Source organism: Candidatus Polarisedimenticolia bacterium (assembly GCA_036001465.1).
GTDB lineage: Bacteria > Acidobacteriota > Polarisedimenticolia > Gp22-AA2 > Gp22-AA2 > Gp22-AA3.
Window position 1 is genome coordinate 18928 of record DASYUH010000055.1, and the last position, 21012, is coordinate 39939.

At 67.5% G+C, this 21012-nt stretch carries 21 protein-coding genes; 8 read left to right on the forward strand and 13 right to left on the reverse strand.

The genetic code is table 11. The features are described 5' to 3' along the window. The first annotated feature begins 52 nt into the window (after positions 1-52). The 4 genes from VGV60_10855 to VGV60_10870 all read left to right on the forward strand — a co-directional run bounded on the left by VGV60_10855 (position 53) and on the right by VGV60_10870 (position 2187). Positions 53-679 (forward strand): outer membrane beta-barrel protein, encoded by a 627-nt coding sequence (locus VGV60_10855; GenBank protein ID HEV8701758.1) that lies wholly within the window; start codon positions 53-55, stop codon positions 677-679. 273 nt (positions 680-952) lie between these two features. After that, positions 953-1228, forward strand: a complete 276-nt coding sequence (locus tag VGV60_10860) for a type II secretion system protein (protein ID HEV8701759.1) — start codon at positions 953-955, stop codon at positions 1226-1228. A gap of 108 nt (positions 1229-1336) precedes the next feature. After that, a complete protein-coding gene (locus VGV60_10865; protein HEV8701760.1) occupies positions 1337-1465 on the forward strand; it encodes a hypothetical protein in 129 nt (42 codons plus the stop codon). Positions 1466-1587: 122 nt separating this feature from the next. Next, a complete protein-coding gene (locus tag VGV60_10870) occupies positions 1588-2187 on the forward strand; it encodes a hypothetical protein (GenBank protein ID HEV8701761.1) in 600 nt (199 codons plus the stop codon). Positions 2188-2219: 32 nt separating this feature from the next. Here VGV60_10870 and VGV60_10875 read toward each other — a convergent pair whose 3' ends face one another. From VGV60_10875 to VGV60_10890, 4 genes are all read right to left on the reverse strand, one after another. Further along, positions 2220-2780: a peroxiredoxin gene (locus VGV60_10875; protein ID HEV8701762.1), complete on the reverse strand. Its 561-nt coding sequence runs from the start codon at positions 2778-2780 to the stop codon at positions 2220-2222. Between the two features lie 164 nt (positions 2781-2944). Then, a complete protein-coding gene (locus VGV60_10880) occupies positions 2945-3277 on the reverse strand; it encodes a hypothetical protein (protein ID HEV8701763.1) in 333 nt (110 codons plus the stop codon). Positions 3278-3481: 204 nt separating this feature from the next. Beyond that, positions 3482-4390, reverse strand: a complete 909-nt coding sequence (locus VGV60_10885) for a serine hydrolase (protein HEV8701764.1) — start codon at positions 4388-4390, stop codon at positions 3482-3484. A gap of 86 nt (positions 4391-4476) precedes the next feature. Beyond that, a complete protein-coding gene (locus VGV60_10890; protein HEV8701765.1) occupies positions 4477-4779 on the reverse strand; it encodes a hypothetical protein in 303 nt (100 codons plus the stop codon). Between the two features lie 93 nt (positions 4780-4872). Between VGV60_10890 and VGV60_10895 the strand changes: the two genes are divergently transcribed. Further along, positions 4873-5436: a YceI family protein gene (locus VGV60_10895; GenBank protein ID HEV8701766.1), complete on the forward strand. Its 564-nt coding sequence runs from the start codon at positions 4873-4875 to the stop codon at positions 5434-5436. 8 nt (positions 5437-5444) lie between these two features. Here the strand turns inward: VGV60_10895 and VGV60_10900 are convergent, their stop codons facing one another. The 4 genes from VGV60_10900 to VGV60_10915 form a co-directional block, all read right to left on the reverse strand. Continuing rightward, the gene (locus VGV60_10900; GenBank protein HEV8701767.1) at positions 5445-6077 is read right to left on the reverse strand and encodes a hypothetical protein; all 633 of its coding nucleotides are present in this window, start codon (positions 6075-6077) and stop codon (positions 5445-5447) included. Positions 6078-6159: 82 nt separating this feature from the next. Beyond that, complete coding sequence (locus VGV60_10905; protein HEV8701768.1) at positions 6160-6690, reverse strand: hypothetical protein; 531 nt, start codon at positions 6688-6690, stop codon at positions 6160-6162. A gap of 114 nt (positions 6691-6804) precedes the next feature. Beyond that, complete coding sequence (locus VGV60_10910) at positions 6805-7653, reverse strand: energy transducer TonB (protein ID HEV8701769.1); 849 nt, start codon at positions 7651-7653, stop codon at positions 6805-6807. Between the two features lie 140 nt (positions 7654-7793). After that, on the reverse strand, positions 7794-10127 hold the full coding sequence (locus VGV60_10915; protein HEV8701770.1) for a tetratricopeptide repeat protein: 2334 nt from the start codon (positions 10125-10127) through the stop codon (positions 7794-7796). Between VGV60_10915 and VGV60_10920 the strand changes: the two genes are divergently transcribed. Continuing rightward, positions 10056-12683: a protein kinase gene (locus VGV60_10920; GenBank protein ID HEV8701771.1), complete on the forward strand. Its 2628-nt coding sequence runs from the start codon at positions 10056-10058 to the stop codon at positions 12681-12683. The two genes, VGV60_10915 and VGV60_10920, sit on opposite strands and share 72 nt — an antisense overlap. Before the next feature lie 50 nt (positions 12684-12733). Here the strand turns inward: VGV60_10920 and VGV60_10925 are convergent, their stop codons facing one another. After that, positions 12734-13885 carry an aminotransferase class V-fold PLP-dependent enzyme gene (locus VGV60_10925; GenBank protein ID HEV8701772.1) on the reverse strand — a complete coding sequence of 384 codons (1152 nt, stop codon included), beginning with the start codon at positions 13883-13885 and terminating at the stop codon, positions 12734-12736. A gap of 218 nt (positions 13886-14103) precedes the next feature. Between VGV60_10925 and VGV60_10930 the strand changes: the two genes are divergently transcribed. Then, a complete protein-coding gene (locus tag VGV60_10930) occupies positions 14104-14415 on the forward strand; it encodes a non-heme iron oxygenase ferredoxin subunit (protein ID HEV8701773.1) in 312 nt (103 codons plus the stop codon). Positions 14416-14492: 77 nt separating this feature from the next. Here the strand turns inward: VGV60_10930 and VGV60_10935 are convergent, their stop codons facing one another. Continuing rightward, on the reverse strand, positions 14493-15776 hold the full coding sequence (locus VGV60_10935; protein ID HEV8701774.1) for an MFS transporter: 1284 nt from the start codon (positions 15774-15776) through the stop codon (positions 14493-14495). A gap of 313 nt (positions 15777-16089) precedes the next feature. On the opposite strand from VGV60_10935, the gene VGV60_10940 reads away from it, so the two are divergent. Further along, on the forward strand, positions 16090-18540 hold the full coding sequence (locus VGV60_10940; GenBank protein ID HEV8701775.1) for an ABC transporter permease: 2451 nt from the start codon (positions 16090-16092) through the stop codon (positions 18538-18540). Between the two features lie 115 nt (positions 18541-18655). Here the strand turns inward: VGV60_10940 and VGV60_10945 are convergent, their stop codons facing one another. From VGV60_10945 to VGV60_10955, 3 genes are all read right to left on the reverse strand, one after another. Further along, complete coding sequence (locus tag VGV60_10945; GenBank protein HEV8701776.1) at positions 18656-18934, reverse strand: hypothetical protein; 279 nt, start codon at positions 18932-18934, stop codon at positions 18656-18658. A 67-nt stretch (positions 18935-19001) separates the two neighbouring features. Then, positions 19002-20372 carry a permease prefix domain 1-containing protein gene (locus tag VGV60_10950; GenBank protein HEV8701777.1) on the reverse strand — a complete coding sequence of 457 codons (1371 nt, stop codon included), beginning with the start codon at positions 20370-20372 and terminating at the stop codon, positions 19002-19004. A 3-nt stretch (positions 20373-20375) separates the two neighbouring features. Then, complete coding sequence (locus tag VGV60_10955; GenBank protein HEV8701778.1) at positions 20376-20762, reverse strand: helix-turn-helix transcriptional regulator; 387 nt, start codon at positions 20760-20762, stop codon at positions 20376-20378. Between the last annotated feature and the right edge of the window lie 250 nt (positions 20763-21012).

A 21012-nucleotide genomic window follows, 5' to 3' on the forward strand; every position in this document is an offset into this window, starting at 1 on the left:
GCTCGCTGGCCCACTTGACAATTCACCGGGCGGGCCTTACATCTGACGCATCATGGGGCGGACGCGGCGAGGGCATGGCCTGGGGCGGGCCGGAGCTATCCTGCTCCTCCTGGCGGTCACCGCGTCACCAACATTCGCCGCCGAAAAGCCGGTCAAGGTCGACGTGGGTGGCGGCGTGGCCATCCAGGACTTCGCGAGCGACAGCGGGGGGGTCGGCCCCGATCCCCGGGGCATCTTCATGACGGTCGGCCTGGTCCAGCGGCGCGGCATCTACTTCCGTGTGAATGCGGGCATCTCGTCGGACGAGGTGTTCGCCTTTACCGACCTGGGCCTCGGCGCCGAGCCGGCCGTCGACTCCTACGACCTGACGCGCCTCGAAGCCAGCGTAGGCTACGTGTTCAACCAGCGCGGCGTGGTCCGCCTGTTCGTGCACGGCGGCTATTCCCTGATCAGCGTGCAGGAGAAGCTCAAGGGGAAGCTGTCGGGTCTCGGCCGGACGCAGATCGACGACAGCGCCACCGCGATCAGCCTGGGGGCGGGAGTCGAGATCGGCGACGGGCACCACATTCTGATCTTCGACCTCGGCGCCGATCCGCAGCTGGAGTTCAAGACCAGCCAGGGCACGACGGCCAAGTTCAGCATGGGCGGCGTCTACGCCGGCTACGTCTATCAGTTCTGAGTCGCCCGCCAGCCTCGACACGGCACCAGGGGCCCTGCAGCAACTCTCCCTGCTGAAAGCGAGGCCGGCGGCACCGCCGGCCGCTTCTCGCGCCCCGGCGCCGAGCCGACCGTCGACGCCGGACCAGGCAGCACGATCGGCGCGCGCAGACACCCGTCTTGCAGTAGCATGGGCGCCAGTCGAGGCGCTCCAGAAGCAGCCCTTCCTTCCAAGTCTTCGGGAGCAGCGCCTGTTCACGTCGGGAATCGCTGGTCCACCGAGGCGATCGCCGGGATGACACGGGACCTCTCATCGCCGTCACACTCCGAGCCCGCCGGCGTCGCCCTGATCGAAGTCCTCATCATGATCCTCGTCATCTCCATCATGACCTCCCTCGCGGTGAACGCGGCCATGACAAAGCTCCAGAAGGCGCAGCTGGCGCGCTGCTTTGCCGAGCTTCGATCCATCCAGGCCCGGATCGATGCCGACCTTCTCGAAGGCGGCCTTCCGGCTCCGGACACCTTCTGGAAGGTGTACTGGCACGGCGTGAAGCCGGGCCCCTATTACTAGCTGATCGATGACAACGATCCCGGCAGCGGACAGGGTGGCGATCTCGACGCGTTCAACGAGAAGGCGCCGGGAGGCGCGCCCCGATCGGGGAAGGACATCCGGTTCGTCGTGCTCTGCCAGCACGACCATGGCGACCTGGCTCTGTACGTCTATGTCGAGGACGACGGCCCGCCGACCGTGGCGGATGCGGCCCACAATCCGCACTACGACCTGCACATTCCGAAGGCCAGCCGATGAGGAGGACACCATCGATTCGATCGAGCGAGACTGAGGCGGGCGCCTCGCGAGCGGCGGGACCCGATCGGCCCGCGGACAGTCGCCTGTGGAGCTGGCTCATCCCCCGAAGACGACGCTACATCGTGAACTGGAAGTACCAGCTGCGGGCCACCCTTTTCATCGTGAATCTCGCCCTGATCATGCTCTTCCTGGTCAACCTGAACGTCCATTTCACGAACAGGGCGAGCACCGAGTCCATCCTGGTCGTCAATCCGGAGCTGCGACCCTCCCTCGAGGCGAGAGACCGCCGTCAGGGCTTGGAGCTGGCTCTGGGTTCCGTGGTCATGATCCTGGGCGTCTTCGCGCTCGGTATCTTCCAGTCCCACAAGACGGCCGGCGCGGGGTTCAGCCTCCGGCGGACGTTGCTCCAGCTGCGTGACGGCCGCTACGACGCGGCCCCCCGGCTGCGGCGCGACGACAACCTCCAGGAGCTGCTCGCACCGATCAACGACCTGGCCCGCGCTCTCCGCGAAATCAACGCGTCCGAGATGGAGACCCTGCAGGCTGTCGTGGAGACGCTCCGGAGAACGACCGCCGATTCGTCGGGGCGCGAGGTGACATCGAAGCTGCTCGACCTCATCCGGGCGAAGCGGGACAGGATCGCCCGGCCCGGCCCCGGCAGCCAGGCTCCGGCCGGCGCCCCGGGCGCCGGGGGCGGGCGAGGCGCAATCTCCTCATCCTGACCGTGGGGTTCCGGCGCGCGGCGAGGAACTGATCAGGGCTGCCGCCTGGCGACCTTGAGCTCCTCCAGCTGCCTGGCCACGTCCTCACCCGCCGACGAGGGCTTCACGCTGCGGTCGATGCGCAGGATGCGGCCATCCACGCCGATATAGAAGGTGCGCCGCGCGGCATAGCCGTCCTGCAGGACGCCGTAGGCGCGGGCGGTCTCCTTGCCCGGGTCGCTCAGGATCGGGTAGTCCAGGCCGAGCGACTCGGCGAACTTGCGGTTGGTCTCGGCGTCGTCGATGCTGGCCGCGAAGTACGCGACCTCGAACGACCGGATTTTGTCGCCGCTCGCACGGAGCGCCGCGCATTCGGCCGTTCAGCCACCCGTGAACGCCTTGGGAAACCAGGCGAGGACGACCGCCTGCTTCCCCTTGAAGTCCGCGAGACTGTGGCTCTTCCCGTCCGAGCCGGGGAGGGAGAACGCCGGCGCGACGTCCCCCACACCCGGCGCCTTCGCCGCCGCGCCGAGGGCGGCTGCGGCGAAGCCGAGTCCGACGAGCGCCATCCCCGCCATTCTCATGAGTGATCCTCCTCGTTTCGTCCGCATCATGCACCCTCGGCCGGAGCTTACGGGCTCGGAGTGAATTTATCCCGGGCACGATCGCGTTCGGCTTTCCGCGTCACCTCGCAGGGAGGATGCATGGTCCTGCCCAGGCGTCGGTCCGAAAAGCCCAGCCTGAGGTGACACACTTCGCAGATCATCGTTCCTTCGAGTCAGGATTGGAGGCGCCGCCGGGATCGGGCCAGCTCCTTGGCGCGCGAGATCGCCACGGCAATCCCCTTGGCATCACGGACCTCCCTCACCTGCGCCTTCTGTCTCGGCTTCAGCTGCCGCATGTAGCCCATGTAGCGGCCCTGCAGGACCATGGAGGCGCGGGCCTTGGCGGAGAGGCGGGGGCGGGAGCGCCCATTGTCATTTGCCGAACCGTTCAAGGAAGCCCCTGCCGACAGCAAGGGCGTCAGGCGACGAAGAGAACGGTCGAACGCCTTGAGTGTCTGACGCAGGGTCATGAGTTCGCTGCCGACACGACGATGCAGACTGGCCAAGGATCATCCTCCTATTCACGCGACGAAGTATTTGGATCCCTACACGCCGAACCGACATTGATAGTGTACACGCAATCGAGCTGCAGCATCGGCGCGGGCGCGATGGGCGAGGTGTATCGCGCGAAGGACACGGGACTGGGTCGCGACCTGGCGATCAAGCTCGTGAACGAGAGCGAGTAACGACTTCCGGGAGGGCGGACCGGCTCAGGGGCGCGAGCGCCCTCCCTCCGCGCGGGCCGGCTCGGCCCGCGGGATCGTCTCGCCCACCGTTCCCGGACGAGGAACGGCGGCCTCCATCCACTTGCGGATCCGATTGGCGTCCCCGAGGCGCGTGTACTTGCCCCAGGAATTGAGGAGCACGATGACGATCTGCCGCGCCGCGATCTCCGCCTGCAACACCAGGCACCGCCCGGCCTCGTTGATGTAACCGGTCTTCGACAGGCCGATGGTCCAGGTCTTGTTGTTCACCAGCCCGTCGGAGTTGCGGAACTCCAGCACCCGGCCGTCGGCGAGCGTGACCGAGTGGAAGGACCTGGTCGTGGCCTCGCGAATTGCCGGGTACCCCGCCGCGGCCAGGACCATCCGGGACAGGTCCTCGGCGCTGGACACGTTCTCGCCCGAGAGGCCGGCCGGGTCGGTGAAGCGGCTCCGCAGCATCCTCAGCTCGTTCGCCTTGCGGTTCATCGCCTCGAGGCACGCCGCGGTCCCTCCCGGATAGGTCCGCGCCAGCGCGGTCGCCGCCCGGTTCTCGGATGCCATCAAGGCCAGCACGAGCAGCTCCCCTCGCCCGAGCTGCGCCCCCACCGGCAGCCGCGAGCGGGTGTGCTTGCGAGTGTCCACGTCTGCGCGGTCGATCTCGATGGGCTCGTCGAGCGGGAGCTGCGCGTCCAGCACGACCATGGCGGTCATCAGCTTGGTGATGGACGCGATCGGGGCGACCAGCGCGGAGCGTTTCGCGTACAGTGTCTCCCCCCGCTCCGCGTCGATCACCAGCGCCACGTTCGATTTGAGATCCGGGCCGCGGTGCCGTTCCACCCCGGGGTTCACCACCCTCGCGCCGCCGGCCGCCGGCGGACCGCCGTGGGCGTAGGCCGCCATCGAAGCGCCGATCACGCAACCCACCGCCACCGCCCGCACGATCCGACCCAGGGGAGCCCCCCTCTCTTCCTGTCGCTCACACCGAACGACGCGCGCCAATGCTATCTCCTTCTCGCGACCACGAACACGACGGCCGCCGTCCACGTCGGGAACAGGTTGGCGAACGGCACCAGCTCCCCCAGGAACGCCGGCAGGAACGCCACGTGCCAGCCGAGCATCGCGACCATCGTCGCCCCGACGGCAATATCGAACGCGTCGTTCCAGGGCGCAAGGGCCCCTTCCATGAAGAGGGGCAGCAGGCCGATCTGCACGGCATCGGCGGCGAGGGCGATCGCCAGCGCCGCGAGATGGCGCCGATCGCGCCAGCGGCCGCCCCTCGGAGGTGCATCGACCGGCGACCGCAACCTGCCTCTCCTTACGATCCTGTCCCGCCTGTCTTCACTTCTCGCTCTGGACATTCTACACTTGGGCGCGCCGGCACAGAGGAGAGGCGAACGATGAAGACCGTCCTCCTGGCAGCAGGGATCTCGCTTTTCGCGACAGGCGTCCACTCTCAACAGCAGGCCGTCGACACGAAGCAGTCCACCCTGAGCATTCACGTGGGGAAGGCCGGAATCTTCTCGGGGCTGGGTCACGAACACGATATCCGCGGCCCCATCCACATCGGCAGAGTGGTGACCGGCGCCCATCCGTCCGTCGAGGTGCACGTCGATGCGCGCGCCCTGAAGGTGATCGACAAGGACGAACCCGAAAAGGATCGTGCGGCCGTGCAGAAGACGATGCTGGGCCCCCAGGTGCTCGACAGCGAGCGGTTCAATGACATCATCTACAAGTCCGCCTCGGCCGAGCCCACCGGCGAGGGGCAATGGGTCGTGCACGGCGACTTGACGCTCCGCGGCAGGAGCAGGCCGGTGAACGTGCAGGTGAGGCTGAAGGACGGCCATTACATCGGCGAAGCCGTCGTCAAGCAGACCGATTTCGGCATCAAGCCGCCCGGGAAGATGGGCGTCCGGGCCGCGGACGAGGTCCGGATCGAGTTCGACGTTCTGCTCGCTCGTTGATCCAGCGGTTACGGGGTCTGCCAGCTTCCCTGGAGATCCGCCGCGACCCTGGCCACCAGGAAATCGACCAGATCGCCGTAGGCGCGTTCGGGATCGTCGGCGTCGAAGACGAAGTCCTTGCCGCCGAAGACGCTCACCTGGCCGACGGTGCGGGTCGCGCTGGCGGAGCGGCTCCAGATCGATGCGCCGGTCTCCACCTCGATCATCTCCACTTCGAGCGTCGCGTCCACCTGCGCGGTCACCTGTCCGGAACGGAACAGGGCCGAGATCTGCACGCTGGGACGGACGCCGGAAACCGTGAGCTTGCCTTGGAACATCGTCTGCACGCCGTGCTTGTGGCCGACCGCCCGGCAGCTCTCGGGGTTCCATTGACCCATGCCGACCGACGCCAGAGCCGCCTGCTTTGGGCCGATATCGACCATCCGCACCATGTCCTGGTCGCGGCGGGCGGCTTCGGCGAAGCGCCGTGTCGTGAGCGCCGCGAGCTTCCCCTTGCTGGGCGACGTGAACTCCACCATCCCGATGATCTCGTACGGCTTCAGGTCGACACGCGGAGCCACCCAGGCACGGCGCACGGGCGGAGTGCTCGCGCAACCGCAAAGGAGGATCAGCGACAGGACGGCGATGGAACGGGCAGGCATGTGCGACATGGCTCTCCTCCTCGAGACGGGCACAATCTAGGTTCCCGGCCCGCCGGAGACAAGGAGCTCCATTACGAATTCGTCACGACTCCCCCCGCAGGATGGCGACCCCCGACGACGTCGCAGCCTTCAGCGGCCCCTGACCGTTCTCGTCGTAGATCCGGAAGGTGCCCGTCATCGAAAAGGAGACCCGATCCCCGTCCACCGAGTCGATCGTGACCCAGGCCTCCTCGGCCCCCGCGAGCCCTCCCATGCCGACGAAGCAGAAGTTCGCGTCGTCGCCGTCGCCGGTGAAGTCGATTTTCAGGCGCTTGCCCGCCAGGTCGGCGGTCCCGCGCACGGATGAAGGTAGGTCGCCGTAGAGGCCGAGGCCGCCGTCCAGCCCAGGGACGCAGTCTTCGTCCGGGTGCGTGGCGGGCTCCCCCTCGATGCGGAACCACGCATCCTCTCCCCGCTCGAGCGTCATCGACACATCGCGCACCTCGTAGCTCGTGCCGTCGAGGGACACGCGGGCGAATCCGCCCGAGCCGGATCCGGACGACACCGATGCCGAGCACGCCGCAGCGAGCGACGCGAGGGCGACAATCAGAATGGGTGCATTCGCGAAGCGCATGGGACCTCCCAGCGGCACAGAGCGCCGCGGACCCCTCTAATATGGAGACGAGGGGCGGTCGTGTCCAGGCGAAGCCGGCGCATGCGATTTCCCCCGCCCGTCAACCACTGCGTGTTATCTGCGGTAGACAAAGTCGACGACTATCGTGAAGTAGACATCGACCGGCCGGCCGTCCACCGTGGCGGGCTTGTAGCGCCACTTGCGGACCGCTTCGATCGCCGATTCCTCGAACCCACAGTCACCGCCTGCACCCTGCCTGACCTCGATCTCACCGACGGTGCCGTCCTTGTGGACCACCGCCCCGAGCACGACTGGTCCGTAGGCTCTCTTGCCCTGGGCGAACCTGGGAAACCGCGGCTCCACCCTCGAGGAACGGATGGGCACAGGGTTGGTGACGCCGCCCTCACCGGCCGCCACCGTGCCTGCGGGCACGCCCTCCTCGATCGGTCTGGACGGCATCGGTGGCAGCACCGGCGCGCTCCACAGAGCAGCGATTCGCCTGAAGTTTGCCAGGTCGTCAGCAGTCATCGTGTAGTGCACGGTGTGCTGATAGCCCACGAGAGCGATGCTGGCCTGTGTGGCATCGGCCAGTTTCAGCACCGACGAGGCCTGGTTCTGCAGGAAAATGGTCTGGGTCACGCGGCAGCCCGAGTCGTGAGTCTTGATTTTCTCCGAATCCAGGACCGGGACGATCCAGGCCTCCTCTCCGGCTTCTATTTGAAGCGACGTTGGACGCCCCTTGGAGGGATCCTTCACAATGATGACAATGAGGAGCTTCCGTGGCCCGTCGTCCGCGCGCGCGATGGTGGGGTAGATCCAGAAATCGAGCATCCTCCACGGTTCGATCTTCGGACTGTACCAGGTGATCTTCTGGCTATCCTCGTAGGTTACCTCGACGCCGTCCAGGGCGGACGCGCCGGGGGCTGCCGACCCCGTTGCAGCGGCTGAAGCCGATGGAAACATGACTTGAGCCGCGGCTGCGCAAGCAAGCGCGCCGAGGACAGGCACGACACTGAAGACAGAGCACAGCCGATATCGGCGCATTGCGTTGGTTGGCCGCACCCATGCCCGATCTGCAACCCGCGGCTCCGCGAAAGAAGCGCTCACTCGTTCGCCCGGATAGCGGGCTGGGCCCTCGTTGGGCCGCTTTTGAGACGCTCGAGGTTTCCCAGGGCGGATTGGTTGCCGGGATCGATCGATAGCGCTCGTTCCCAGGCGCTGCGAGCACCTTCCAAGTCTCCCGACCGCGCCAGCATCACTCCGAGGTGGTTCCAGATTTCGGCGTCGGAAGGATCGAGCTGGGAGGCGAGCTCGGCCTGCCGCAGGGCCTCCTGGGAGTTCGTTCGGCGTGAAGCGATCAATGAAAGGTAGAGGTGGGCCCGAGCGAGTTTGGGGTCGAGATCCATGGCGTGGCTCAGATCCGCCTCGGCTTGATCAAGGGCGCCCAGACCGAGTCGCGCAACACCGAGGTTCAACCACCCCTGCGCAAAGCCCGGGTCGATCTGCAGCAAGCGAAGCGCCTCCGATTGCTGTCCTGCAAAATCTCCGAGACTCCCCTTCGCCGTTCCGAGGCTCAGAAGGGCCTCCGTGTTGTTTGGATCGGACTCCAGGGCGCGTTCCGCGGCATCCTTGGCTTCCTGGTAACGGCCGGCGCGGACGCAGGCAATCGAGAGATTGGTCCAAACGTAAGACGGCCCTGGATCGGCGGCAAGGAGCTTCTGGTACATCGCAATCTGGCTCTCCGGGGTCTTTGCTTCACTTCGGATCCGCAGGTCCGCAGCGAGCGCTGCTGCCCCATGATCGAGAGGGTCGATGTCAATCGCCTGCCTCGCGACTCCGTACGCTTCATCGAGGCGGCCCGCTTCGTCCAGGACATGGGCCAGGATGAGGCGCATGATCACCGATCGCGGCTCGAGCGCAATCCCCGCGCGGGCGAGGGACTCGTTGTTCCTCCACATGGTCGCGGCTGTCATCGTCCAGGCTGCCGCAGTCACACTGACGAGGACGCACCCCGCGGCCAAAACGTTCCGCGTCACAGGACCCGTGAGACGTCTCCGCACCCAGGCCAGGGCTTCCACCAGGAGCAGGCACGCGCCCAGCGACGGGATATACAGGTAGCGGTCAGCTTGGGCGCTTGGGCCCACGTACTGGACCTGCAGCGCCGGCAAGAGCGGCAACACGAGAAGGCCGATCCCAAAGGTCGCGGTTGGCGCGGATCGGCCCAGGGCGACAGCCGCCGCCAGGGCGCCAGCGAGGATGAGTGCCCCCATCACTGCAGCCGGGTCAAGAAGGCTGGCTACGGGAACAAACACGCGGTCCGGCATCAGCTTCCAGGGAAAGAACGCGAGCACGAGGTAGCGTGGCACCAGGGCGAGACCGTTCGCCACAACCTGGGGCATCGTGAAGCCCGCGTGCCTGACCAGAGGATGCAGGCCGCCCAAGGCATGCAGGCGAACAGGAACGTAGAGAGCCAGGGCGGCTCCGAACGACATCATGACCCACGCCGCCTCGCGCCACCTGGCGTTGACGCGTTGCGGGCGGGCCCGCGAGCTGATGGGAAGCAGACCGAGCGCCAGGATCGGCGTCACGACGGCGGTCTCCTTTGCCAGGAGGGCGAGGAAAAACAGAAGCCCCGAACACGCCACCAGGGCCGCCGGGCGACGCACGGACGCGTCATGTGCGCGGGACCAGGCCAGCAGGCATGAAAACACGAGCAGCGCGCAGTCGACATCGGTCGAGCCCGCGATCCAGGCGACCGATTCGACATGGGCCGGGTGCACCGCGAAGAGAACCGCGGCCAAGGCCGCGCGTCTCTCTCCGGTGACCCGGCGCAGGAGGAGAAAAGCCACGGCCGAACAGAAAGCATGGACCAGGACGTTCGTGAGGTGAAAGCCGAAGGGATGTCGCCCGAAGATCTGCGCATCCAGGAAATAAAGCAGAACCTGAACAGGACGGTAATAGTTGGAAGGCCCGGTATCCTTGAACGACCAGACGGCCTTCGTGAAGAAGTTGAGCAGAAAACGCGGGTTCCAGATCCAGGGATTCTCGAGAATCTGATTGACGTCATCGTAGACGAAATCGTAGCCAAGAGTCCCGGCATAGACTGCAAATCCCACGGCGCCGATGACCGCGGCAGCAAGGCGAGGGGAGGTGAGCTTGCGAAGGTCATTCGCAGGATCCGCCATGAGAAATCCTACACCCGGGGTGTCGAGGATGCGCCTGTCCCTCATGACAACTCCGTCCACCTGCGGCTCCCCCGACGCGGCACACCAGGCGAACCGTCTATAATCGTCGGCATCATGGCGCTCAACGTCGCGAGCAGGCTCGGACCTTACGAAATCCTCGCCCCCATCGGGGCCGGCGGCATGGGCGAGGTCTACAAGGCGCGCGACACCCGGCTCGACCGCATCGTCGCCATCAAGGTCCTGCCGGCGCACGTCTCGTCGAACCCCGATCTCCGGGCGCGCTTCGAGCGCGAGGCGCGGGCCCTGTCCGGATTCCAGCACCCGCACATCTGCAGCCTGTACGACGTCGGGCGCCAGGAAGACCCCGGCGGGTCGGTCGATTTCCTCGTCATGGAGTACCTCGAGGGGGACACGCTCGCGGCGCGCCTCGCACGCGGCGCGTTGCCGACGCCGGAGCTGCTGCGCATCGCCATCGCGGTCGCCGATGCCCTCGACAAGGCGCACCGGCAGGGCGTCGTGCACCGCGATCTCAAGCCGGGCAACATCATCCTGACCAAGGGCGGCGCGAAGCTGCTCGACTTCGGCCTGGCGAAGGAGCGGCGTGCAGGCCTGGCCGTCGACTCGATGACCGCGATGCCGACCCAGGCGCAGCCGCTCACGGCGCAAGGCACGATCGTCGGCACCTTTCAGTACATGGCGCCGGAGCAGATCGAGGGCGCCGAGGCCGATGCGCGCGCCGACATCTTCTCCTTCGGCACCGTCCTCTACGAGATGGCGACCGGCCGGTGTCCGTTCGAGGGGAAGACGCAGGCCAGCGTGATCGCCGCGATCCTCGCCGCCGAGCCGCCGCCGATCACCGCGCTGCGCCCGGCGGCCCCCGCCGCCCTCGATCGCGTCATCCGCACCTGTCTTGCGAAGGATCCGGACGAGCGCTTCCAGTCGGCGCACGACCTGCTGCTGCAGCTGCGCTTCATCGCCGCCGACAGCTCCACGCCGGCCGCGGCCGCCGTCGCCGGACGGCGCGGGCGGCTCCGGGGCGACCCGCGTCTCGCCTGGGGTGTGGCCGCGCTGTCCTCGATCCTGGCGGTTGCGGCGGGCTTCATGCTGATGCGCGCCCCCGGGCCCGCGCCGCAGCCGGTCCTGCGCGCCGTCATCCTGCCGCCGGAGAAGGTGGCCCTCGACGTCACCGGCGATTTCGCCGGACCGGCGGTCATCTCGCCCGACGGAAGGCAGGTCGCCTTCGTGGCCCGCGCCGACGGGATCAAGTCGATCTGGGTGCGCCCTCTCGACACCTCGGCGGCGCACCGCCTCGACGACACCGAGGGGGCCTCGTTCCCGTTCTGGTCCGCCGACAGCCGGCAGATCGGGTTCTTCGCGGAGGGCAAGGTCAGGCGGACCCCGGCCGCCGGCGGCCCGACCGCGATCGTGACGGATGCGCCCAACGCACGCGGCGGCTCGTGGAGCAAGGACAACGTCATCGTCTTCTCACCGGACTACCAGGGCGGGCTCCTGCGCGTCCCCGCCTCCGGGGGCGCCGCGGTGCCCGCGACGCGCATCGATTCGCACAAGCACTCCACGCACCGCTGGCCGTTCTTTCTGCCCGACGGGAGGCACTTCCTCTACCTCGCCACCAATCACGCCGGGGGCGATCCCCAGTCGAACGGCATCTACCTCGCATCGATCGACGGCGACGAGCCGCGATTCGTGATGCCGTGCGTCTCGAACGCCGTCTACGCCAACGGCCGGATCCTGTTCCACGCCCAGACGGCCCTCATGGCGCAGCCATTCGACCTGGCAGGCGGGCGCCTCCTGGGCGAGCCGACCGCCCTGGTTGACGGGGTGCAGTTCGATCCCGGCGTCTGGCGGATGGTCGCCAGCGTTTCCGAGACCGGGACGATGGTGTACATCCGCGGTTCGGCCGTCCTCGGTTCCGAGCTGGCCTGGTTCGACCGCAACGGCAAGGAGGTCGGGTCGCGCCTGCCGCGGGACAGTTACCGCGACCCGAGCATCTCCCCCGACGGCAGGAAGCTCGCCGTCGCCCTCGGCGATCCGCTGCGCACCATCTGGATCATCGATCTCGCCCAGGGCACGCGGGCGCGCCTGACGTTCGACACCGCGATTCACATCAATCCCGCCTGGTCGCCCGACGGCAGGTCCGTCGCCTACACCTCCGGCACGCAGCCCGGCGCCAGCATCCACCGGAAGGGCGTGGACGGCACGAAACCCGACGAGCTGCTCGTCGAGGAGAAGGACGCCACGCTGCAGTGGCCGGCCTTCTCGCCGGACGGCAAACTCCTCGTCTACCTGCGGGCGACCGGGCCTTCGGGCAACGGAGTCTATGCCATGCCCCTGACCGGCGAGCGGACGCCGCGGGTCGTGGTCCCCTCTCCGTCGGCGCAGACGCTGCTCAATTATCCGCGCGTCTCGCCCGACGGGCGCTGGCTGGCGTACTCCTCCAACGAAAGCGGACGCTCCCAGGTCTACGTGACCTCCTTCCCGGGCGGCTCCGGCAAGTGGCAGGTCTCGAGCGTCAGCGGCGACATGCCGGCCTGGCGGCGCGACGGCAAGGAGATCTACTTCGTGAGCGGCAGCGAGCTGCAGGCGGCCAACGTCAACGCGGCCGGCAGCCAGTTCAACCCGGGCACGCCCCGGACCCTCGCGCGCCTCGGCAACGCCATCGCGAACGGACGCATCTTCGACGCCATGCCGGATGGCAGCCGATTCATCGCGCCCATCGTGCCCACCGACACCGCATCCCCCATGCACCTCCTGGTCAACTGGCCCGCCGAGCTCGAAGCGAAGAGGTAGGCGCACGGCCCGGGTCGCGCTCATGTCGGAGGTGGCGCAGGGCAACGTCGTCAGGTCAGGCAGCGATCGATCGCCGTGAGCGCCTGCTGGATGTCCTCCGCGTCGTTGTAAAGATGCGGGGAGAATCTCAGGACGTTCCTGCGCGCCGACACGACGATCCCGGCTTCGTTCAGACGTTCGGCCAGGATCCGCACGTCCGTGTCGGCGAACCGGGTTGCGACGATCGAGGAGCGCGCGCCGTCGTCCGTGGGCGACAGGATTTCGGCATTCCGTTCGCGTAACCCCTCGATCAGGAGATCGGCGAGTTTCTTGTTCCGGGAGAAGATCCGCCCGACGTCGAGGCGCAGCAGGTAATCGATCGAGCTGGCGAGGGCCGGCGCGCACCCGTAGGCCATGGTGCTGAACTCGAAACGGTGGGCGTTCGGGGGAAGCTTCAGTCGATCGGCGCGCAGATCCCACATCCGCTCATGGGATCGGAATCCGACGAGCCCCGGCTCGAGCCGTTCGTGAAGGTGGGGCGCGAGATACATCACGGCCACGCCGAACGGCCCGCACAGCCACTTGTAGGAGGCGGTGATCAGGGCGTCGGCCTCGAGCGCCCCGACGTCGATCGGGATCCCGCCGGCCGACTGCGTTGCGTCGATGACGAGCAGGGCTCCGCTCCGGTGCGCGGCTTCAGCCAGCCTCGCCACGTCCAGCCGCCGGCCGGTGCTGTACATCACGTCGGAGACGCAGACGACGGCGGTCCCTCGATCGATCAGACCGATCAGATCGTCGGCCAGCGGATGATCGCCCTTCATGCCGGCGAGCCTGATTTCGGCTCCCGTGTGGCGCGCGACGCGCGCCCACGGGTAGAGCGTGCTGGGGAACTCCAGACCGGTGCTGACGATGTTGCTGCCGGCAGCCGGCGCGACGGCCCAGGCGAGGGAAGCCAGCAGCTCGGTCGCGCTCGATCCGACCGCGATCTCCTCGGGACGGCAGTTGAACAACCGCGCGGCCGATGCGTGGAGTGTCGCGAAAGCCCGCTCCTCGGCGGCCTCGTCGAAATGGATCGTTCCGTTCTCGGCCAGATCGTGCGTCCATTCGACCACCGCCCGCTCGGCGCCGCTGTACATGAGGCAGACGGAAGCGGTGTTGAGGTAGACGCTCTTCCCGCTCGCGGGAAAGTCGCCCGGTGCGACAATGGGGGTCAGGTCGGACAATGCGGTGTCGCCTCCGATGGGGTTGTCCCTGTCGTTGCAACCTTACGCCCGGGGAGGCCCCGGTGTCCATCCTCCGAGTCAAGGTGAAGACAGGGCTCGACGTTATGGCCCAGAGCCGTACGCTGGCACTCGAGGGACACTGATGCAATGAGCCTCGCTCGGCGTTGACAAGCCTTGGCGGCCGGGTGTAAGACTCCGAGCTAATTTAGAGGATTGCGATGGCCACTTTCCAAAGAGTTGCGGCGGTGACGGACCTGCCTCCCGGCAAGAGTATGGCCGTTCAGGTGGGTGGACAGAAGATCGCCCTGTTCAATGTGGGCGGGACCTTCTATGCGATCGGGGACACCTGCACTCACCGCGGAGGCCCTCTGTCAGAAGGAACGATTGAGGGGACCACCGTGATCTGCCCATGGCACGGAGCCTGCTTCGAACTGGGCAGCGGCAAGAACCTGACGCCGCCCGCGCCGGCCGCGGTGCCTGCCTATCGCGTGCGCATCGAGGGGACCGACCTCCAGGTCGAGATCTCCTGAGGCCGCCCGGCCGCCCGCGCGTGGGCGCGAACCTCAGGCGGACTTTCGACCCGGCGCCGCCGAAGATCCGCGCGCCTTCAGGCTTGGCGCGGAGTGTCTTCCTGCATCGGGTCCGAGCGGGCGCGCTCGCGCCGCGCGAGCATGATGAACGGCAGTCCGAGCACCTCGACAACGGCGCCGACCAGGTAGGAGGTCGCGTAGCCCCACGCGTCGGCGGCCCTGCCGAGAGCCGGCTGGACGATGACGCCTCCCGACGAGCCGAGGAGATTGTAGGAGGACAGGACCGTGGCCCGCTCCTCGGACGGTATCAGGCCGTTGATGAACGCCTGGCGGACCGGCATGGTGGCGGCGAACACGACGGCCCACAGTCCCATCAGCGCCAGGGCCGCCACAAAACTCGGCACCAGCCCGATCAGGGCCAGCGTGGCCGCGCTCGTCACCGTCCCGGCGAGCAGCAGCGTCGTCCTCCTTCGAAATACCCTGCCGGCATGGGGCACGAGGGCTCCTCCGACGATCTGGGCGCCCGCGACGATGGCCGCAGCCAGGCCGGCGACCGCATACGATCCGCTGCGTCCATAGAGCTCGAGAAGATACGGCTGCATCGCGTAGAAGGCGTAGATCCCGACGCCGGCGCTGAACGGCGCGGCCAGCATCAGCCAGCGCACCGGCGCGTTGCGGAAGCCGTGCTGAAGCGATGATCGCAGAATGCGCCGGATCTCCTCCGATATCGAAGCGCTTCTCTTCGGCGTGAAGCCGACGTCGCGCATCGACACGAACGCCACCGCGAACGTCAGGCCGAGCATGACCGACCTCAGGAGATACGGCACGCCGAGATTGGTGGCCTGGGCGACGACTCCACCGGCCAGCGTCCCGGTGAGCATGGCGACCCCCGCCGCGATCTGGCCTCTGGCGAAGGCTGCCTCGAGGGTCCCCCGGTAATTCGCGAACCTCAGGCCGTCGACAAGCCACGCCTCGGTCGCCCCCGAGAAAAAGGTGAAGCCGAGACCCAGGAGAATCGAGACGAGGGCCCACGCCGGGAACGGACCGTGGAGCCGCCACAGCAGGAGGTAGAGGAGCGTCGAGACGAAGAGCGTGGCCGAGCCGAGCAGGTAAGAGGCGCGTCGTCCGAGCACGTCGGCAACCACGCCGGTCGGAACTTCGAACAGCACCTGGCCTGCCGTGAAGAAGGCGTTCGCCGCGAAGGCCTGGGTGATGCTCAGCCCCGCATCGAGCAGGAACAAGGTGTTGATCCCCCAGATGAACGAGGCCGCGAACGTTGACAGAAGAGTGAGGGTGACGTAGGTCCTGAGGACCCCGACGTCTGTAACGCGCTTCTGTTCACCCGGGCCGGAGGCGGCCATGATCGTTCAGATTAAGGCAGCCCGACCCTCCTGAGCAACCCATGGCACCTCCCGCTGATACGACGTGGCGCCGGGGGTGGGAGTCGAACCCACGCAGGCCGGACGATCGCCTCTCGCCCGGCGGCGGCTGGATCCGCGGCCTCTGTCCGGTTGCGGAATGGCGGATCCCGCAAGCGGACAATTCCACAGGAGCTTTCAGTCCCCTGGATCGCGGAGCGGCCCGGTATCGCGGCGTTCCCGCGCGCGCGGAGCTGGTCCGGAACTTGCACTCGACAGGGAGGACACTGCGACGAATGGATCGGGAAGGGCAGCCATGAGATGGATCCTGCAGGATGGGAGAGTCGGCCTGCGGATGCTGCTGAAGAAGCCCGGATTCACGGCGCTGGCGATCGTGACCCTGGCCCTGGGCATCGGCGCCAATACGGCCATCTTCAGCGTCGTCGACGCCGTCCTGTTGCGGCCCCTGCCGTTCCCGGAGCCGGAGCGTCTCGTCACGCTCTGGGAACGCAATCCGAAGCAGGGATACGAAGAGAACGTCGCCTCGCCGCCGAACTTCGTCGAGTGGCGGCGGCAGAGCAGGGCGTTCGAGCGCCTCTCGGCGTTCACGTTCGACGCGCGATTCAACCTCTCGGGCGACGAGCGGCCCGAGCCGGTCCAGGGGACCCGGGTCTCGGCGGATCTCTTCGCGACGCTCGGCGTCGATCCCGTCCAGGGCCGTCTCTTCCTGACGCAGGAGGAAGAGCCTGGCCGGGATCAGGTGGTCCTCCTCGGGTACGGCCTGTGGAGCCGACGATTCGGCGGCGATCCAGGAATCGTCGGCCGGCCGATCACCGTCGACAGCCGCAGCCTAACGGTCGTAGGCGTGATGCCGCGCGGTTTCGATTTTCCGGGAGGCACCGGCGTCGTGCTCGACGCTTTCAGCAATCCGCCGGCCGAGCTGTGGATCCCGCTGGCGCTGGATCCGAAAGACCTCGCGCAACGCTCCAATCACTGGCTGCAGGTGATCGGCCGTCTCAGGCCGGGCGTCACGATCGAGCAGGCCGGCGCCGAGATGGACGCCATCGAGCGGGGCATCGAGGAGCGCAATCCCAAGGACTACGTCGGCTCGGGCGTCAAGCTCGTGCCCTTGTACGCTCAAGTCGTCGGCAGCGTGCGGCCGGCGTTGCTGATCCTCCTGGGAGCCGTGGGCTTCGTCCTCCTGATGGCCTGCGGCAACGTGGCGAACCTCTTGCTGGTGCGCGCCACGGCGCGGCAGCGCGAGATGTCGATCCGCGCCGCGCTGGGCGCCAGCCGCCCGGCCCTTGTCCGGCAGTTGCTGGTCGAGAGCCTTCTGCTGTCCGCGTGCGGCGGCGCGTCGGGGGCGCTCCTGGCTCTCTGGGGCCTGGACGCGCTGGCCGCGATGATCCCGCAGAGCATCCCGCGATCGGGGGGCATCGGCGTCGACGGCCGCGTGCTCGGCTTTACGCTGATCATCTCGATCCTGGCCGCGCTGCTCTTCGGGCTCGCTCCGGCGCTGCACGCCTCGCGCGGCAACCTGACCGAAGCGCTCCAGGAGGGCTCGCGAGGCTCCGCGGGCGGGCTGCACCGCAACCGCCTGCGCAACGGGCTGGTGGTCTCCGAGATCGCGCTGGCGCTCGTGCTCCTGATCGGCGCGACGCTCATGATCCAGAGCTTCGTCCGCCTGCGGCGCGTGAGCCCCGGATTCGACCCCCGAAACGTGCTGACGATGGAGCTCTCGCTGCCCCGGGTCCGGTACCCGCGGGCCGCGGAACGCGGCGCCTTCGTGCAGAGGCTCGTGGAGGACGTCACGAAACTGCCCGGCGTGGAGTCGGCGGGAGTCGTCACGCACTTGCCCCTGGCCGGAGGCAGCATGAACTACGCGTTGACGGTGGAGGGCTACGCGTCGCCCGATCCGGCGAAGGCGCTCTCGGCGGAATACCGTGCCGTCAGCCCGGGCTATTTCGCGGCCATGGGCATCCGGCTCATGCGAGGCCGGCCCTTCACCGACCGGGACACGGCGGCGGCTCCGCACGTCCTGATCGTCAACGAGACCGTGGCGCGCCGCTATTTCGGCGGCCAGGATGCGCTCGGCCGGAAGCTGACGCTGGGGTTCGACGGCTGGACGGGCGAGATCGTCGGGGTGATCAGGGACGTGCGGCACACGGCGCTGGATGCCGGGGTCCTGGACGAGGTCTATGGTCCATACGCCCAGACCCCCTTCTGGCCGTTCATGAGCCTGGCGCTCCGGACGAGAGTCGATCCGCTGACCCTGGCCGCAGCGGTGCGGCAGCGCGTGCTGGCGATCGACCGCGACCAGGCCGTCGCCCGCGTGCGGACCATGGACCGGGTGCTCGCCGAGTCCGTCGCCCAGCCGGATTTCCGCATGCGCCTGCTCTCATTGTTCGGACTGCTGGCGCTGGTGCTGGCGACCGTGGGCGTCTATGGCGTGATGTCCTACACGGTCACCGAGCGCATGCGTGAGATCGGCGTGCGCATGGCACTGGGAGCGCAGCGGCACGACGTGCTGCGGCTGGTCCTGGAGCAAGGGATGCGCCTGACCCTGGCCGGCGTGGCGGCGGGTCTGGCCGGGGCTTTCGTGCTCGCGCGGGTGCTGCAGGGCCTTCTCTTCGGCACGAGCGCCACGGACGTGAAGACCTTCACCTGCGTCGCGCTGGGGCTGGCGGCCGTCGCGCTGGCGGCCTGCTGGCTCCCTGCACGGCGGGCGACCCGAGTCGATCCGGCGGTGGCGCTGCGTTATGAATAGCTCTCACATCTAGTCGACGGTTTATGTCCGCACGGACTTTAGCGCCGCGCTGTGCCGCAGAAGCTGCGGCGACCCTGGACGATGGAGGTCAGAAGATTTGGACGGCGGGCCGCTGTCAACGGCCCGCCGTTTCGAGCGGAATGTGTGTCTGGCGTGGGACTGCGAGGGAACCGAGGCCGTCGGCGGTGTACCCGGCGATCTTGCCGTCGTTGTTGATATCCGCCGCGATCGTGAGGACCGGTGCGCCTGGCGCCAGGTCATTGAGTTTCTGGACCGGGGCCGTGGGAGTCTGCCAGATCACCGCCCGACGGCCGACGCCGGCGATCGTCACGCGTCCTACGATCTGATTGTCGTCGTTGATGCCCGGCGCCAGGCTGCGAACCGTGTCCGGCATTTGCGGCATTTCATCCAGCTTCTTGATGCCGCCTTCCTTGGTCCAGCCGCCGCACGGTGCGGCACAATCAGATATATGTGAACAGAGGTGGAAAGCCGATCACGACGATCGCCGCCCACACAAGATAGACCGGCAGGTAATCCGTCTGCCACCGTTCCAGACCCGAGAACGAACCGCGCCCGCGCAGAAAGCGAATGTATAGCAGGGCGGACCACGCCAGATTGACCAGGAGAACCACGTTTTCGCCCAGGGCGGCCACACGGTTAGGGCTGAACCCGAATTCGGAGATTCGCGCGATGATGGCCCACAGCGCGACCGCGTCGGCCAGGAGCGCGCTGATCACCAACACGACCTGCATCACGTCAAAGGCGCCGGGAGGCAACCGGGGGTCGCGGGCCGACAGGGAATAGAGCAGCAGGCCCAAGACCACCACCAGGAGCAGGTCGAACGCGATCAGCACGTTGCGCTCGATGTCGACTCCGCGTCCGGTCCACAAGACGGTGCCCAGAAACGCGATCAGGAGGGCGGCGAAGAGCGGCGTGAAGAGGCGCGTCAACACCGGCGCCATGTTCTCGATCACGTTCTGCTTGGCCTCCACCAGCCAGGAGCCGATCATGACCGCCCCTGCCGCGCCACACGGCAGCAGCCACGACTGCAAGAAGGGCTCGACGTCGATCCCGATCGCCTGGAAGGTCATCGCCATGAGTCCCGTGAGGACGCCGCCGCCGAGGGCGATCAGCACATAGTAGATGAAGAGCTCGCCCGAGAATCGAATGAAGTCCATGCGGCCGTCCACCTGCCGCCACCGGCCGCCCGCGTACCCGGTGCCCACGACCAGCCAGAGGGCGATCGGCAGGTGCAGCGCCGTCAGCCTCTCCGTGTAGCCGACGGGGGCGAACGGATAGACATTGGCGAAGACCCCCGCCGCGACGAACGCGATGGAGAGCCAGCGGAGTGTTCGGGTGTCGAGCCGCCGTTTCCAGACGAAATAGCCGGCCAGGAGGGGCAGCACGAAGAGACTCGCATTGCGGGCGTAGAAGCCGGCGTCCTGGTTCAATTGGATCCCGAAGAGCGCCGGCACTTTGACGAGCACGGCCGCCGCCACCGCAAGACAGAAGGCGACGATGGCCTCCGTTCGAGCCTGCGCTCCCCGCTCCCCGGAATCGGAGGGAACGACGACGAGCTGCTTCCAGAGACGCTCCGCGTGCTCGCGCGCGAACTCCCGTGAGAGCGCGTCGAGGTTGCCCATGCGCTTCACCGCCACCAGGAACGCTTCATCGGTGGCGAGCCCCGCGTCGACCAGGACAGCCACCTGCTCGCGCAGATGGTCTTCCAGCTCCGCGACGTCGACGGAGTGAATCGCCTGCCGGCGGCGGAGGTAGCTCCGCCATTGGTCGATCTGCTCCTCAAGCGATACCGCGTCAGGTGAAGCCTGCATTCTTCAGGCTCCCTGTGGAAGCGGCGCGGCTGACGTCGGGTGACCGGCCGGGACGGAAAGGGAGAGCGCCCGCCAGATTCCACGCAGCGTCGCGTCCACCGCCTGCCACTGCCGGCGTTCCTCGGCGAGCTGAGACCGGCCCCCGGCGGTGATCCGATAGTACTTGCGACGTCGGCCGCTCTCCGCAACTTTCCACCGCGCCTCGACGTGGCCGAGCCGCTCGAGCCGATGCAGAACGGGGTAGAGCATCCCGTCCGTCCACTCCATGCGTCCTCCGGACAACTCCCGGACCCGCTTGAGGATGGCATAGCCGTAGCTGTCCCCTTCGGCCAGGATGGCCAGGACAATCGGGGTCGAGGACGCGGCGATCAGGTCCTTGTTGAACTCCATGCTTTCGCTCGCCGCGTCGCGCTCATGAGATCGAATCCTCGTGTGCATAGCGGCACTATACATTGCAGTGCTAGGTATGTCAACGTCGCACGAGGGGGAGCCCGCCGGCAGAAATGAAACAACCCCTCTAGACAAAAAAGTGGCGACCGGTGCAGAATGCCCCCATCAGAGTGGCATCACTAGCCCGGCTTCTTTGGGGAGCGTTTCATGGACTGCAACGCGAACCTGACGCGTCTGCTTTGCCCACAGC